This is a genomic window from Thermobispora bispora DSM 43833 (assembly GCF_000092645.1).
In the GTDB taxonomy this organism is placed as follows: domain Bacteria; phylum Actinomycetota; class Actinomycetes; order Streptosporangiales; family Streptosporangiaceae; genus Thermobispora; species Thermobispora bispora.
Genome location: NC_014165.1, coordinates 744570 through 757797 on the forward strand (window position 1 = coordinate 744570; position 13228 = coordinate 757797).

Genomic DNA, 13228 nt, shown 5'->3' on the forward strand with positions numbered 1-13228 from the left:
ATTTCCACCGCGACGGAACCTGCTGCGGTGGAGCTTGTCGGGATAACCAAGAGGTTCCCCGGGGTCGTCGCCAACCGCGACATCCACCTCCGCGTCGCGAAAGGCCAGATCCACGCGATCGTGGGGGAGAACGGGGCCGGCAAGTCCACCCTCATGAAGATCCTCTACGGCATGCAGCGCCCCGACGAGGGTGAGATCCGGATCAACGGGTCGCCGGTCGGCTTCCACAGCCCCGCCGACGCGATCTCCGCCGGCATCGGCATGGTCCACCAGCACTTCATGCTGGCCGACAACCTCACCGTGCTGGAGAACGTCATCCTCGGCAGCGAACCCCGGCGGGGCGGCATCGCCATCGACTTCGCCGCGGCCCGGAAGAAGATCAAGGAGATCTCCGACGCGTACGGCCTCGGCATCCGGCCCGACGTCCCGGTGGAGGAGCTGGGCGTCGGCGACCGGCAGCGCGTGGAGATCCTCAAGGTCCTCTACCGCGGCGCGCGGATCCTCATCCTCGACGAGCCCACGGCCGTGCTCGTCCCCCATGAGGTGGACGAGCTCTTCGAGAACCTGCGCGGCCTGGTCCGCGAGGGCCTGACCATCATCTTCATCTCGCACAAGCTCGACGAGGTGCTCCGGGTCGCCGACGCCATCACGGTGATCTGCCGCGGCACCACCGTCGCCACGGTCGACCCCAAGCAGGTGACCGCCCGCCAGCTCGCCGAGCTGATGGTCGGCGGCGAGCTGCCGAGCCCGGAGACGCGCGAGTCCACGGTCACCGACGTCACGGTCCTCTCCGTGCGGGACCTGACCGTGCGCAACCCGGACGGCCGGGTGGTCGTCGACAACGTGAGCTTCGACATCCGCAAGGGCGAGGTCCTCGGCATCGCCGGGGTGGAGGGCAACGGCCAGAACGAGCTGGTCGAGGCGCTCATGGGCATCCGCCCGTCCACCGGGCGGATCGTGCTGAACGGCACGGACATCAGCGAGTACCCCACCCGGAGGCGGCGCGAGGCGGGGATCGGCTACATCCCGGCCGACCGGCACCGGCACGGCCTGCTGCTCGAGTCGCCGCTCTGGGAGAACCGGATCCTCGGCCACCAGACCCGCCGCCCGAACGTCAAGGGCCGCCGGGGCATCTGGCTCGACCGGGCGGGCGCGCGCGCCGACACCCGGCGGATCGTGCGGGAGTACGACGTCCGCACCCCCGGGATCGACGTCCACGCCACCGCCCTCTCCGGCGGCAACCAGCAGAAGCTCATCGTGGGCCGGGAGATGAGCGGCGACCCGGTGCTGCTGATCGCCAGCCACCCGACCCGCGGGGTCGACGTCGGCGCCCAGGCGGCCATCTGGGACCACCTGCGGGCCGCCCGGGCCAAGGGCCTGGCGGTGCTGCTGATCTCCGCGGACCTCGACGAGCTCATCGGCCTGTCCGACACGCTCAAGGTGATCCTGCGCGGCAGGATCGTCGCGGACATCGACCCGTCCACGGTGACTCCCGAGCGGCTCGGCTCGGCCATGACCGGCGCTGAGGAGGGCATGTGACTTCCTTTCTCGATCGCGCGCTCGGCCGGGTACGGCTCGGCGGCTGGCTCGCCTTCGCCGCCCCGCTGCTCGCAGTCGCGTTCGCCGCGCTGATCACCTCGGCGGTGCTGCTGATCGCCGGGCACCGGCCGGTGGCGGCCTTCTCCGCGCTCGTCGAGTACGGCTCGGCCCCGCGCACCATGGCCGTCATCGTCAACACGGCGACGCATTACTACATCGCCGCGCTCGCCGTGGCGATCGGGTTCCGGATGAACCTGTTCAACATCGGGGTGGACGGCCAGTACCGGCTGGCCGCGGTGGTGGCCGCCGGCGTCGGCGGCGCGGCGCTCCTCCCCGGTGTGCTCAACCTCCTGCTCGTCATCCTGGTCGCGGTGGTCGTCGGCGCGCTCTGGTCGGCGATCGCGGGCGTGCTCAAGGTGGTCCGGGGCGTCAGCGAGGTCATCTCGACGATCATGCTGAACGCGATCGCGACCGGCCTCGGCTCGTGGCTGCTGATCAACCACCTCGGCGTGGTGACCGGGAACGAGATGGCGACCCGCCCGATCCCCGAGGGCTCCCGGATGCCCGGGCTGTCGCTCATCCCCGGGGCGGACCTGCCGGTCACCGGGTTCCTCGTGCTCGCGGTCGCCCTCGGCATCGCCTACCACGTGCTGCTCAGCCGGACCCGGTTCGGCTTCGAGCTCCGGGCCACCGGCCAGTCCCTGACCGCGGCGGTGGCGAGCGGGGTCGACGTCAAGAAGATGGTCATCGCCGCGATGACCGTCTCGGGCGCCGTGGCCGGGCTGATCGGCATGGTCGAGCTGCTGAGCGGCTCGTACCGGTACAGCAACAACTTCCCGGCCGGGCTGGGCTTCACCGGGATCGCGATCGCGCTGCTCGGCAGGAACCACCCGGTGGGCATGGCGCTCGGCGCCCTGCTCTGGAGCTTCCTGGACAACTCCTCCGACGCGCTCCAGCTCCTCGACATCTCCAAGGAGATCGTCGCGATCATGCAGGGCGTGACCGTCCTGTCGGTGATCATCGCGTACGAGCTGGTCCACCGGTACCAGGTCGTCGCGGGTCAGCGCCGGGTCGGCAAGGAGCTGAGCGCGTCCGGCGCGGAGGACGCGGCGGCCGGGACGGGCGCGCTCGCGCGCTAGGCGGCTGGCGAGGAGAGCACATGACACTCCTGCTTCCGGCGCCCGGCGGGACGGCCGCGTGCCGCCGCGCCCCGGCCGGGCCCGCGCTCCCGGCCGGGCCGGCCGTACCGGGCGCGCCCGCGCGCGGCGCGATGATCCTCACCCGGCCGGTGGACATCCCCGGCGATCACGTTCCCGGCGGCCGAGACCCGGTCGCCGGACCGCCGGCCGGTGCCGGCGAAGGTGGTGGCCGCACCGTGATGGTGCCTGTGAGAAAGATGGTGCCGTAGTGACCACGACGGAGCTGCCGGTGGCCAAACCGGAGCGGGCCGAACGCCGGCTCCGGCTGAACGGGCCGACGCTGCTGCTCGGAATCGCGTTGCTGATCGTGCTGCTCGCGGTGGCGCGCGTGATCACCGGGGCCGACGACCTCACCTCGGCCGGCACCGTGGGCGCCGCGCTCGGCCTCGCCGTGCCCATCGGGCTCGCCGGCCTCGGCGGCCTGTGGTCGGAGCGGGCCGGCGTGGTGAACATCGGGCTCGAGGGCATGATGATCCTCGGGACCTGGTTCGGGGCCTGGGGCACGCTGGAGTTCGGCAGCCCCTGGGCCGGGGTGATCGCCGGCGCGATCGGCGGGGCGCTCGGCGGCGTGGTCCACGCGATCGCGACCGTCACCTTCGGCGTCGACCACATCATCTCCGGGGTGGCGATCAACATCGTGGGCCTCGGCTTCACCCAGTACCTGTCCAAGCTGGTCTTCGAGGGCATGCCCGGCGGCGGCAGCAAGCAGTCGCCCCGGCTCCCCGCGATGGAGACGCTGAGCGTGCCGTGGATCGGCGAGCCGCTGCGGTCGCTCGAGGCCTCCCACACCTTCCTGGTCTCGGATGTCGCCGGGGTGCTGCTGGGCATCACCCAGAACGTGCCCGCGTTCACCCTGCTCGCCATCCTGCTCGTGCCGCTGTCGTACTTCCTGCTGTGGCGGACCGCGTTCGGGCTGCGGTTACGAGCCTGCGGCGAGCGGCCGGTGGCCGCCGAGTCGCTGGGCGTGAACGTCTACCTGTACAAGTGGATCGCGGTGGTGGTCTCCGGCCTGCTCGCCGGGCTGGGCGGGGCCTTCCTGTCGATCGTGGCCGCGCAGATCTACCGGGACGGGCAGACCGGTGGCCGCGGCTACATCGGCCTCGCCGCGATGATCTTCGGCAACTGGCGGCCGGGCGGCCTCGCCGGCGGCGCCGCGCTGTTCGGGTACACCGACGCGCTCCAGCTCCGGCAGGGCGGGGTCTCGGTGCACGCGCTGCTGCTCGTGATCACGCTGCTCCTCGCCGCGGTCGCGGTCTACCACGCGGTGCGGCGGCGCCGGTGGGCGGCGCTCATCTCCGGGGCGGCGGCGGTTGTGATCTTCGTGGCCTTCACGGTGACCGACGTGGTCCCTGAGCAGTTCACCTCGTTCACCCCGCACCTCACCACGCTGCTGGTGCTGGCGCTCGCCTCCCAGCGGCTGCGCATGCCGGCCGCCGATGGTGTTCCGTATCGGAGAGGGCAGACCACATGACGATCGATTGGCAGCGGCTGCGCGACGCGGCGTGCGAGGTGATGGCGAACGCCTACGCGCCGTACTCCAAGTTCCCGGTGGGCGCCGCCGCCCTGGTGGACGACGGCCGGGTGGTGACCGGGTGCAACGTGGAGAACGCCTCCTACGGCCTCGGCCTGTGCGCCGAGTGCGGCCTGGTCTCCGCCCTGCACGCCACCGGGGGCGGCCGCCTCGTGGCCTTCACCTGCGTGGACGGGCACGGCGAGCTGCTCATGCCGTGCGGGCGCTGCCGCCAGCTCCTGCTCGAGCACGGCGGGCCCGACCTGCTCATCGAGACCCCCGAAGGACCGCGGCGGCTCGCCGAGCTGCTGCCGTACGCCTTCGGGCCGGACGATCTGTCCCGCTAGTGCGGCACCGGAGCGAGAGGTAGGGGACATGGGGTTCGATGCGATCGAGGTGATCGTCACCAAGCGGGACGGCGGCGAGCTGTCCACCGCGCAGATCGACTGGGTGGTCGACGCATACACGCGCGGCGCGGTGGCCGAGGAGCAGATGGCCGCGCTGCTCATGGCGATCCTGCTCAACGGCATGAACCGCCGGGAGATCGCGGACTGGACCAAGGCGATGATCCGGACGGGGGAGCGGATGGACTGGTCCGCCCTCGACCGGCCGACCGCGGACAAGCACTCCACCGGCGGGGTGGGGGACAAGATCACGCTGCCGCTCGCCCCGCTCGTGGCGGCCTGCGGCGCGTACGTCCCCCAGCTCTCCGGCCGCGGGCTCGGCCACACCGGCGGCACGCTCGACAAGCTCGAGTCCATCCCCGGGTGGCGGGCCACGCTCTCCCAGGAGGAGATGCTCCAGGTCATCCGCACCGCCGGCGCGGTGGTCTGCGCCGCCGGCGCCGGGCTGGCGCCGGCCGACCGGAAGATCTACGCGCTCCGCGACGTCACCGGCACGGTCGAGTCGATCCCGCTGATCGCCTCCTCGATCATGTCCAAGAAGATCGCCGAGGGCACCGGGTCGCTCGTGCTCGACGTCAAGGTCGGCTCGGGCGCGTTCATGAAGGACGTGGCGAGCGCCCGGGAGCTCGCCCGGACCATGGTCGACCTCGGCCTGGACGCGGGCGTGCGCACCGTCGCCCTGCTCACCGCCATGGACCGCCCGCTCGGCCGGGCCGTGGGAAACGCCCTGGAGGTCGCCGAGGCCGTCGAGGTCCTCGCCGGCGGCGGGCCGTCCGACGTGGTCGAGCTCACCGTACGGCTCGCCCGGGAGATGCTCGAGGCCGCCCAGGTGCCCAACCCCAAGGACCCCGAGCAGGCCCTCAAGGACGGGTCGGCCATGGACGTCTGGCGGCGCATGATCCGCGCCCAGGGCGGCGACCCGGACGCCCCGCTGCCCGAGGCCAACGAGGTCACCGTGGTCAGCGCGCCCGCCACCGGGGTGCTCACCCGCCTCGACGCCTACGCGGTCGGGGTGGCGGCCTGGCGGCTCGGGGCCGGCCGGGCCCGCAAGGAGGACCCGGTGTCGGCGACCGCGGGCGTCACCCTCCACGCCAAGCCGGGCGACCGGGTGACCCGCGGCCAGCCCCTGCTCACCCTGCACGCGGACGACCCGGCCCGCTTCGAGCGGGCGCTCCAGGTGCTCGAGGGCGCGTACACGATCGAGGAGAACGGCACCCCGGACCTGCTCCCGCTCGTCATCGAACGGATCGCCGGATAGGGACCGCGCCACGGGCGGCGGTACGGCGCCGCCCTCGAACGCCCCGCGGCGAGCACCGGCGGGACCGCGCGGCGGGCCGTACCCGTACACCGATCGCACGGCGCGGCCCGCCGGCCGCGCCCGGACCTGAAAGACTGAACCGCATGGCGAAGAAGATCGACGCGCCGCACCGGATCCCCGCCGAGGGCGGGAAGATCATCGACGAGTACATCGGCCGGGTCGGCACCGGCGACGACCGGGTCTCCATCGCGCACATGCAGGCGCCGCCCGGGTGGGCCGAGCCGGCCCAGACCCCGGAGTTCACCGAGTACACGATCGTGCTCAAGGGCTCGGTCGTGGTGGAGCACGCCGGGGGCACGGACGTCGTCTCGGCCGGGCAGGCGTTCGTCAGCGAGCCGGGGGAGCGGGTGCGGTACAGCGCCGGCCCGTCGGGGGCCGAGTACATCGCGGTCTGCCTGCCCGCGTTCTCGCCGGATACCGTGCACCGGGACGAGTGACGGATACCGTGCACCGGGACCAGTGAGGAATAGGATTAGGCGAATGACCGATCGGAGTGTGGTGGGCGGATGACGCAGACGCCCACGCTAGAGGAGATCCGCAAGGCGCCCAAGGTCCTCCTCCACGACCACCTCGACGGAGGACTCCGCCCCGAGACGATCATCGAGCTCGCCCGCGAGCGCGGCCACCGGCTGCCCTCCACCGACCCGGACAACCTCGCCGAATGGTTCCGCGAGTCGGCCGACTCGGGCTCGCTCGAGCGCTACCTCGACACCTTCACCCACACGGTCGCCGTGATGCAGACCCGGGAGGCCCTCACCCGGGTGGCCGCCGAGTGCGCCGAGGACCTCGCCGACGACGGGATCGTCTACGCCGAGGTCCGGTACGCGCCCGAGCTGCACACCGACGGCGGGCTCACGCTCGACGAGGTCGTGGAGGCGGTCCTCGAGGGCTTCCGGATCGGCTCGACCGGCCCCGACGGGCGGCAGCGGATCAGGGTGGGCACGCTGCTCACCGCCATGCGCCACCAGGCGCGCTCCATGGAGATCGCCGAGCTCGCCGTGCGCTACCGCGACGCGGGCGTGGTCGGCTTCGACATCGCGGGGGCCGAGGCGGGGTACCCGCCCACCCGGCACCTCGACGCGTTCGAGTACCTCAAGCGGGAGAACGCCCACTTCACCATCCACGCGGGCGAGGGGTTCGGGCTGCCGTCGATCTGGCAGGCGATCCAGTGGTGCGGCGCCGACCGGCTCGGCCACGGGGTCCGGATCATCGACGACATCACCGTGGCGGACGACGGCACCGTGACGCTCGGCCGGCTCGCCGCCTACGTCCGGGACAAGCGGATCCCGCTGGAGATGTGCCCGACGTCGAACGTGCAGACCGGGGCGGCGAAGTCGATCGCCGAGCACCCGATCGGCCTGCTGCGCCGGCTCTGCTTCCGGGTCACCGTGAACACCGACAACCGGCTGATGAGCGGCACCAGCCTCTCCCTGGAGTTCGCCAAGCTCGTCGAGGCGTTCGGGTACGGCTGGGACGACCTGCAGTGGTTCACGGTGAACGCGATGAAGTCGGCCTTCATCCCGTTCGACGAGCGGCTCGCCCTGATCAACGGTGTGATCAAGCCCGGTTTCGCGCAGCTCAAGTGGCGGATGTGAAGCCCACGGTCTTCCGGTCGAAGGTGGCCTGGGTGTTCGGCTGGGCCTGGATCGTCTTCGCCCTGCTGAACGCCTGGGACCTCGCCGTGCGCGGCACCATGCCCTCGGCGCTGATCGCCGCCGCCGTGCTCGGCATCATCACCGTGTTCGTCTTCCTCACCGCGCTCCGCCCGGCGATCGTGGCCGAGGCCGGCGGGGTCCGGGTCCGCAACCCGCTCCGCACCGCCTACATCCCGTGGAACGCCCTCGGCGCCGTGACGGTGACGGACGCGATCACCCTCCAGTCGGGCCCGGCCAAGGTCCGGTGCTGGACCCCGCAGGCGTCGCCGCGGGAGCGCGCCCGGGCCGCGGCCCGGGCGGCCAAGGCCGCCAAGGACCCGAACCTCACCCCGGCCCAGCGCGCCGTCGCCGAGGCGGCCGGCCGTACCCACGCCGACTGGGTGGCCGAATGGCTCACCGCGCTGCGCGACGAGCGGCGGGACATGTCCACCGGGGAGACCACGGTCACCTGGTCGTGGTGGGCGCTCGCTTCCGTGGCGGCGGCGGTCCTTCTCGCCGGGCTGATCGTGGTCCTCGCGCTCACCGGCTGATCGCGGTTCCCGCCTGCACCGGCTGAGCGCGCCGCCCGAACCAGGCCGGGCGGCCCGCGCGGTGTGGCGGCCGAGAGGCGCACGGCGCGCGGGCCGCCGCCACCGTCCGCTCAGGACCGGGCGGTGGGTTCACCGTGCCCGGCCGGTGGCGAGGTCCTTCCGGCAGTCCGTGCACGGCCCACGGCGGGGTGTGGCCGCACGGGGCCGCACCCCGCGAGCGGCGTCAAAGCCCCACGGCGGCGGCGAGGTCCTTGCGGAGCAACTCCAGCTCCGCGGCGGCCGTCGCCCGCGCCCCGGCGACGTCGCCGCCGCGCACCGGGACCACCACCTCCAGGTAGCACTTGAGCTTCGGCTCGGTGCCGCTCGGCCGTACCACGACCCGGGCGCCGCCGGAGAGGCGGAGGCGCACGCCCGCCGTGGGCGGCAGGCCGCCCACCCCCTGCGCCAGGTCCTCGGCCGACTCCACCGCGCGCCCGGCGAGCCGCACCGGCGGCGCGGCGTTCAGCCGGTCCACCGCCTTGGCGATCAGCGACCGGTCGGCCACCCGGAACGAGAGCTGGCTCGTCGCGTGCAGGCCGTACCGGCGGGCCTGGTCGTCGAGCAGGTCGATGAGGGTCTTGCCCTCCCGCTTCGCCGCGGCGGCCACGGCGGCCATGGTGAGCGCGGCCCCGATGCCGTCCTTGTCCAGGACGGGCGGCCCGGCGTCCGATCCGACGCTGTACCCGAGCGCCTCCTCATAGCCGAAGACCAGGCCCGGCCCCGCGCGCATGATCCACTTGAACCCGGTGAGCGTCTCCGCGTACCGCACCCCGTGCTCGGCGGCGATCTTCGCGAGCAGGGAGGACGACACGATCGTGGTGGCCACCAGCCGGTCGCCGGAGGTGTGCCGCAGCACGTGCTCCGCGAGCAGCCCGCCCACCTCGTCACCGGTGAGCGTCCGGTAGGCGCCCTCCCGGGTCCGGGCCGCGACCGCACACCGGTCCGCGTCCGGATCGTTGGCGAGCACGAGGTCCGCGCCGGTCTCGGCCGCGAGGGCGAGCACCAGGTCCATCGCGCCCGGCTCCTCCGGGTTGGGGAACGCCACCGTGGGGAAGTCCGGGTCGGGCGCGGCCTGCCGGTCCACCACGGCCGGGCGAGGGAACCCCGCGCGCTCCAGGGCCCGCACCATCACCTCGCCGCCCACCCCGTGGAGCGGGGTGTAGGCGATCGAGAGCTCCCGGGCGTCGCCGAGCGGGAGGCCCAGCAGCGCCTCGAGGTACGGCTCGACGATCTCCGGCCACTCCACCGTCCGCCAGCCGTCGCCGAGCGGGAGCGCATCCACCCGCCCCACCGTCTCGATCGCCGCGGAGATCTCCCGGTCGACCGGGGAGACGATCTGCCGGCCGTCGCCCCAGTAGACCTTGTAGCCGTTGTCCCGCGGCGGGTTGTGCGACGCGGTCACCATCACCCCGGCGTCGGCCCCGAGGTGCCGCACGGCGAACGCGAGCACCGGGGTCGGCCACGCACCGGCGAGCAGCGAGGCCCGCAGCCCGGCCCCGGTGAGCACCGCGGCCGTGTCCCGGGCGAACACATCCGACTTGTGCCGGGCGTCGTACCCGATCACCACGTGCCTGCCCGGGCCCAGCACGCGGGCGAGCCCGGCGGCCGCGCGCATGACGGTCACCCGGTTCATCCGGTTGGGCCCGGCGCCGAGCTCACCGCGCAGCCCGGCCGTGCCGAACTCCAGGGTCCCGCCGAACCGGTCGGCGAGCGCGGCGAGGTCCCCCCGGCTCAGGATTCCGGAGAGCTCGGCGCGCGTCTCCGGGTCCGGGTCCTGGTCGAGCCACTCCCGGGCGAGGGAGACGAGGTCCGTCGAGGTCACCGTGCGCTCCCCGGGGTCACAGCTTCTCGACGACCTGGGCGAGCAGGTCGCCCATGCGGGTCGCGGTGGCCCGGCCGACCGCGAGTACCTCCTCGTGGTCGAGGGGCTCGCCGGTGAGCCCGGCGCCCAGGTTGGTCACGAGGGAGATGCCGAGCACCTCGGCGCCCGCCTCGCGCGCCGCGATCGCCTCGAGCACGGTGGACATGCCAACCAGGTCGGCGCCGAGCGTGCGGAGCATGCGGATCTCGGCCGGCGTCTCGTACGTGGGGCCGCGGAGCGCCGCGTAGACCCCCTCGGTGAGGCCGGGCTCCACCTCGCGGACCAGGCCGCGGAGCCGGGCGCTGTAGACCTCGGTGAGGTCGACGAACCTCGGGCCGGTGACCGGGTTGGCGCCGGTGAGGTTGATGTGGTCGCTGATCAGCACGGGCGTGCCGACCCGCTGGGTCTCCGGGCGCAGGCCGCCGGCGGCGTTGGTGAGCACGACCACCCGCGCTCCGGCCGCCGTGGCCGTGCGCACCCCGTGGACCACGGGCTCCACGCCCCGGCCCTCGTAGAGGTGGGTGCGGCCGAGGAAGATCAGTGCGGTGCGCCCGCCGCCGGTCCGGACCGCGCGGACCTTGCCCGCGTGCCCGGGGACCGCCGGTGGGGCGAAGCCCGGCAGCTCGGTCACGGGGAACTCGGCGATCGTCTCCCCGATCCGGGCGGCGGCCGGTTCCCAGCCCGAGCCCATGACGAGGGCGACGTCAACCGTGGACAGCCCGGCGCGCTCGCGCAGGATGGCCGCGGACTCGGCGGCGAGCTGGTAAGGATCGTTCGTCACCCTGCTGAGGGTACAGAACCCCGCGGGCGTTCAGTCGCCCAGCTTCTTACACGGGCGGGTGCGGAGCTGATACACGTAATCGTCCGGTGCGCCGGCCTTCTCGGCGGCGTCCGCGATGATGCCGAGGTAGCGGGCGGACGGCAGGCCGCCCTCATAGCTGTCGAGCACGTACGTCCAGGCGAGCACGTCTCCGTCGAGCGTCGCGACCCGGAGCCGGAGCTTCCGGTAGATGCCGAGGTCGCTGCCCATCCACTGGTCGAGTGAGGCCTCGTCCCACTCGGGCACGTCGTAGAGCACCACGAAGACCTGCTCGTTGGGGTCTTCGACGATGGTGACCAGGGCGCCTTCCCACCCGACGTCCTCGCCGCCGAAGGTGAGCCGCCAGCCCATGATCCAGCCCGTCCCGCGCATGGGCGAGTGGGGGGCCCACTCCGCCATCTGCTTGGGGTCCATGTTGCTGCCATAGGCCGCGTAAACAGGCACGGCAAAAGCGTAATCCAAGATCCCGAAGTCGCGCCGGAGGACCGCGATACCGCTCATGAGCTGGTGGTACGCCGGCCGGGATATGGTGGTGCGAACCACGCTGTCATGTCGTTATGGGCCATACGGAAGAATAGGTTTCGTGACGAGGATTGCGATCATTGGTGGCGGTCCGGGGGGGTATGAGGCGGCGCTCGTCGCCGCGCAGCTCGGTGCGAAGGTCACGGTCATCGAACAGGACGGCCCCGGCGGCGCGTGCGTGCTCAGCGACTGCGTGCCGTCCAAGACGCTGATCGCCACCTCTGTTCGCAAGCAGGCCCTGCTCGACGCGGCCTCCCTCGGCGTCCGGTTCAGCGGCGGACCCGACGGCGACGCCGGGCACGTGCTCGCCGACATGCCTCTGGTGAACCGGCGGGTGAAGGAGCTGGCCCGCGCGCAGTCGGAGGACATCGCCAAACGGCTCGCCGCCGAGGGCGTCGACGTCATCGAGGGCAGGGGCCGGCTCGTCGACCCCCAGCGGATCAGGGTGGGAGATCAGACGATCCGCGCGGACGTGGTCATCGTGGCCACCGGCGCCCACCCCCGCGTGCTGCCCGGGGCGGAGCCGGACGGGGAGCGCATCCTCACCTGGCGGCAGCTCTACGACCTCGACGAGCTGCCCGAGCACCTGATCGTGGTCGGCTCCGGGGTCACCGGTGCGGAGTTCGCGGGCGCGTACCGCTCGCTCGGCTCGGAGGTCACGCTGATCTCCTCGCGCGACCGGATGATGCCGAACGAGGACGCCGACGCCGCCGAGGTGCTCGAGGCCGTCTACCGCCGCCGCGGCATGAACGTCCTCGGCAGGTCGCGCGCCGCCTCGGTCCGGCGCACCGCCGACGGGGTGGTGGTCACCCTGGAGGACGGCCGGGTCGCCGAGGGCACCCACTGCCTCATGACCGTCGGCATGGTCCCGAACACCGCCGGCCTGGGGCTGGAGGACAACGGCATCCGGCTCGACCGGAACGGGTTCATCGAGGTCGACAAGGTGTCCCGGACCTCGGCGCCGGGCGTCTACGCCGCCGGGGACTGCACCGGGGTGATGATGCTCGCGTCCGTCGCCGCGATGCAGGGCCGGATCGCGGTCTGGCACGCGCTCGGCGAGGCGGTGGAGCCGATCCGGCTGGCCACGGTCGCGTCCAACATCTTCACCGACCCGGAGATCGCCTCCGTGGGGGTGACCCAGCGGCAGGTCGACTCCGGGCAGGTGGACGCGAAGGTGGTCAAGCTGCCCCTCGCCACCAACGCGCGGGCGAAGATGCAGGGGTTCCTCGACGGGTTCGTGAAGCTGTTCTGCCGGCCGAACACCGGCATCGTGCTGGGCGGCGTGGTGGTGGCGCCGCGCGCGTCGGAGCTGATCCTCGCCGTGTCCACCGCGGTGCGGAACCGGCTCACCGTGGACCAGCTCGCCCACACCTTCGCCGTCTACCCCTCGCTCTCCGGTTCGATCACCGAGGCCGCCCGCCGGCTCATGTCCCGCGAGGCGGCCTTCCTCTGACGCGCGTACGGCCCTCTGACGCACGTACGGCCCCGGCCTTGACGTGACGTACGGCCCCGGCCTTGACGTGACGTACGGCCCCGGCCTTGACGTGACGTACGGCCCCGGCCCTTATCCGAGACCTACGGCTTGGACGCGGCCTAGCGGACATTGTGGGCTTTCCGTACCGAGCGGCCAGAGCAGAGCTCGGCTCGATCCCGGTCCACCGGCTCCGGGGGACGTGGCCATCGGCCGCCAGGATGGCGGGACCGCGCGATCCCGGGCCTCCGTGGGGCCGGTGCGGGGAATGGGCCGCCCCCCGCCGGTGAACCCGGGCCACCGTGCCTGCGGATCGCCCATGGCCGGTCGCAGCGAGCCCCGCCGGACGCCGGTGGGGCG

Annotated in this window: 12 protein-coding genes; 9 read left to right on the plus strand and 3 right to left on the minus strand. The window is 72.9% G+C overall.

The genetic code is table 11. The features are described 5' to 3' along the window. The first annotated feature begins 27 nt into the window (after positions 1–27). The 8 genes from TBIS_RS03390 to TBIS_RS03430 all read left to right on the plus strand — a co-directional run bounded on the left by TBIS_RS03390 (position 28) and on the right by TBIS_RS03430 (position 8155). The gene (locus TBIS_RS03390) at positions 28–1539 is read left to right on the plus strand and encodes an ABC transporter ATP-binding protein (RefSeq protein WP_013130935.1); all 1512 of its coding nucleotides are present in this window, start codon (positions 28–30) and stop codon (positions 1537–1539) included. Continuing rightward, positions 1536–2678, plus strand: a complete 1143-nt coding sequence (locus TBIS_RS03395; protein WP_013130936.1) for an ABC transporter permease — start codon at positions 1536–1538, stop codon at positions 2676–2678. The genes TBIS_RS03390 and TBIS_RS03395 overlap by 4 nt, the downstream gene beginning before the upstream one ends. A gap of 268 nt (positions 2679–2946) precedes the next feature. After that, complete coding sequence (locus TBIS_RS03405) at positions 2947–4209, plus strand: ABC transporter permease (RefSeq protein WP_013130938.1); 1263 nt, start codon at positions 2947–2949, stop codon at positions 4207–4209. After that, complete coding sequence (locus tag TBIS_RS03410) at positions 4206–4595, plus strand: cytidine deaminase (protein ID WP_013130939.1); 390 nt, start codon at positions 4206–4208, stop codon at positions 4593–4595. The genes TBIS_RS03405 and TBIS_RS03410 overlap by 4 nt, the downstream gene beginning before the upstream one ends. Positions 4596–4623: 28 nt before the next feature. Then, entirely contained in the window at positions 4624–5910 is a 1287-nt protein-coding gene (locus TBIS_RS03415) for a thymidine phosphorylase (protein WP_013130940.1), read from the plus strand. A 143-nt stretch (positions 5911–6053) separates the two neighbouring features. Beyond that, positions 6054–6407 carry a cupin domain-containing protein gene (locus tag TBIS_RS03420; RefSeq protein ID WP_013130941.1) on the plus strand — a complete coding sequence of 118 codons (354 nt, stop codon included), beginning with the start codon at positions 6054–6056 and terminating at the stop codon, positions 6405–6407. Positions 6408–6476: 69 nt separating this feature from the next. Then, a complete protein-coding gene (locus TBIS_RS03425; RefSeq protein ID WP_013130942.1) occupies positions 6477–7565 on the plus strand; it encodes an adenosine deaminase in 1089 nt (362 codons plus the stop codon). Beyond that, entirely contained in the window at positions 7553–8155 is a 603-nt protein-coding gene (locus TBIS_RS03430; protein WP_158306174.1) for a PH domain-containing protein, read from the plus strand. Before TBIS_RS03425 ends, TBIS_RS03430 begins: the two co-directional genes overlap by 13 nt. Positions 8156–8378: 223 nt before the next feature. On the opposite strand, the gene TBIS_RS03435 is transcribed toward TBIS_RS03430, so the two are convergent. Genes TBIS_RS03435 through TBIS_RS03445 form a run of 3 tightly spaced genes read right to left on the minus strand, consistent with a single transcriptional unit; the run spans position 8379 to position 11319 of the window. Continuing rightward, positions 8379–10016 carry a phospho-sugar mutase gene (locus TBIS_RS03435; protein WP_013130944.1) on the minus strand — a complete coding sequence of 546 codons (1638 nt, stop codon included), beginning with the start codon at positions 10014–10016 and terminating at the stop codon, positions 8379–8381. A gap of 16 nt (positions 10017–10032) precedes the next feature. After that, entirely contained in the window at positions 10033–10836 is an 804-nt protein-coding gene (locus tag TBIS_RS03440) for a purine-nucleoside phosphorylase (RefSeq protein WP_013130945.1), read from the minus strand. A 30-nt stretch (positions 10837–10866) separates the two neighbouring features. Then, complete coding sequence (locus TBIS_RS03445) at positions 10867–11319, minus strand: gamma-glutamylcyclotransferase family protein (protein WP_041431922.1); 453 nt, start codon at positions 11317–11319, stop codon at positions 10867–10869. Positions 11320–11458: 139 nt separating this feature from the next. Between TBIS_RS03445 and TBIS_RS03450 the strand changes: the two genes are divergently transcribed. Beyond that, on the plus strand, positions 11459–12850 hold the full coding sequence (locus TBIS_RS03450; RefSeq protein ID WP_013130947.1) for an NAD(P)H-quinone dehydrogenase: 1392 nt from the start codon (positions 11459–11461) through the stop codon (positions 12848–12850). The last annotated feature ends 378 nt before the right edge of the window (positions 12851–13228 follow it).

Coding starts and splice junctions, on each gene's coding strand:
- TBIS_RS03410 (WP_013130939.1), top strand. CDS start 4,206: ATGACGATCGATTGGCAGCGGCTGCGCGACGCGGCGTGCGAGGTGATG.
- TBIS_RS03415 (WP_013130940.1), top strand. CDS start 4,624: ATGGGGTTCGATGCGATCGAGGTGATCGTCACCAAGCGGGACGGCGGC.
- TBIS_RS03420 (WP_013130941.1), top strand. CDS start 6,054: ATGGCGAAGAAGATCGACGCGCCGCACCGGATCCCCGCCGAGGGCGGG.
- TBIS_RS03425 (WP_013130942.1), top strand. CDS start 6,477: ATGACGCAGACGCCCACGCTAGAGGAGATCCGCAAGGCGCCCAAGGTC.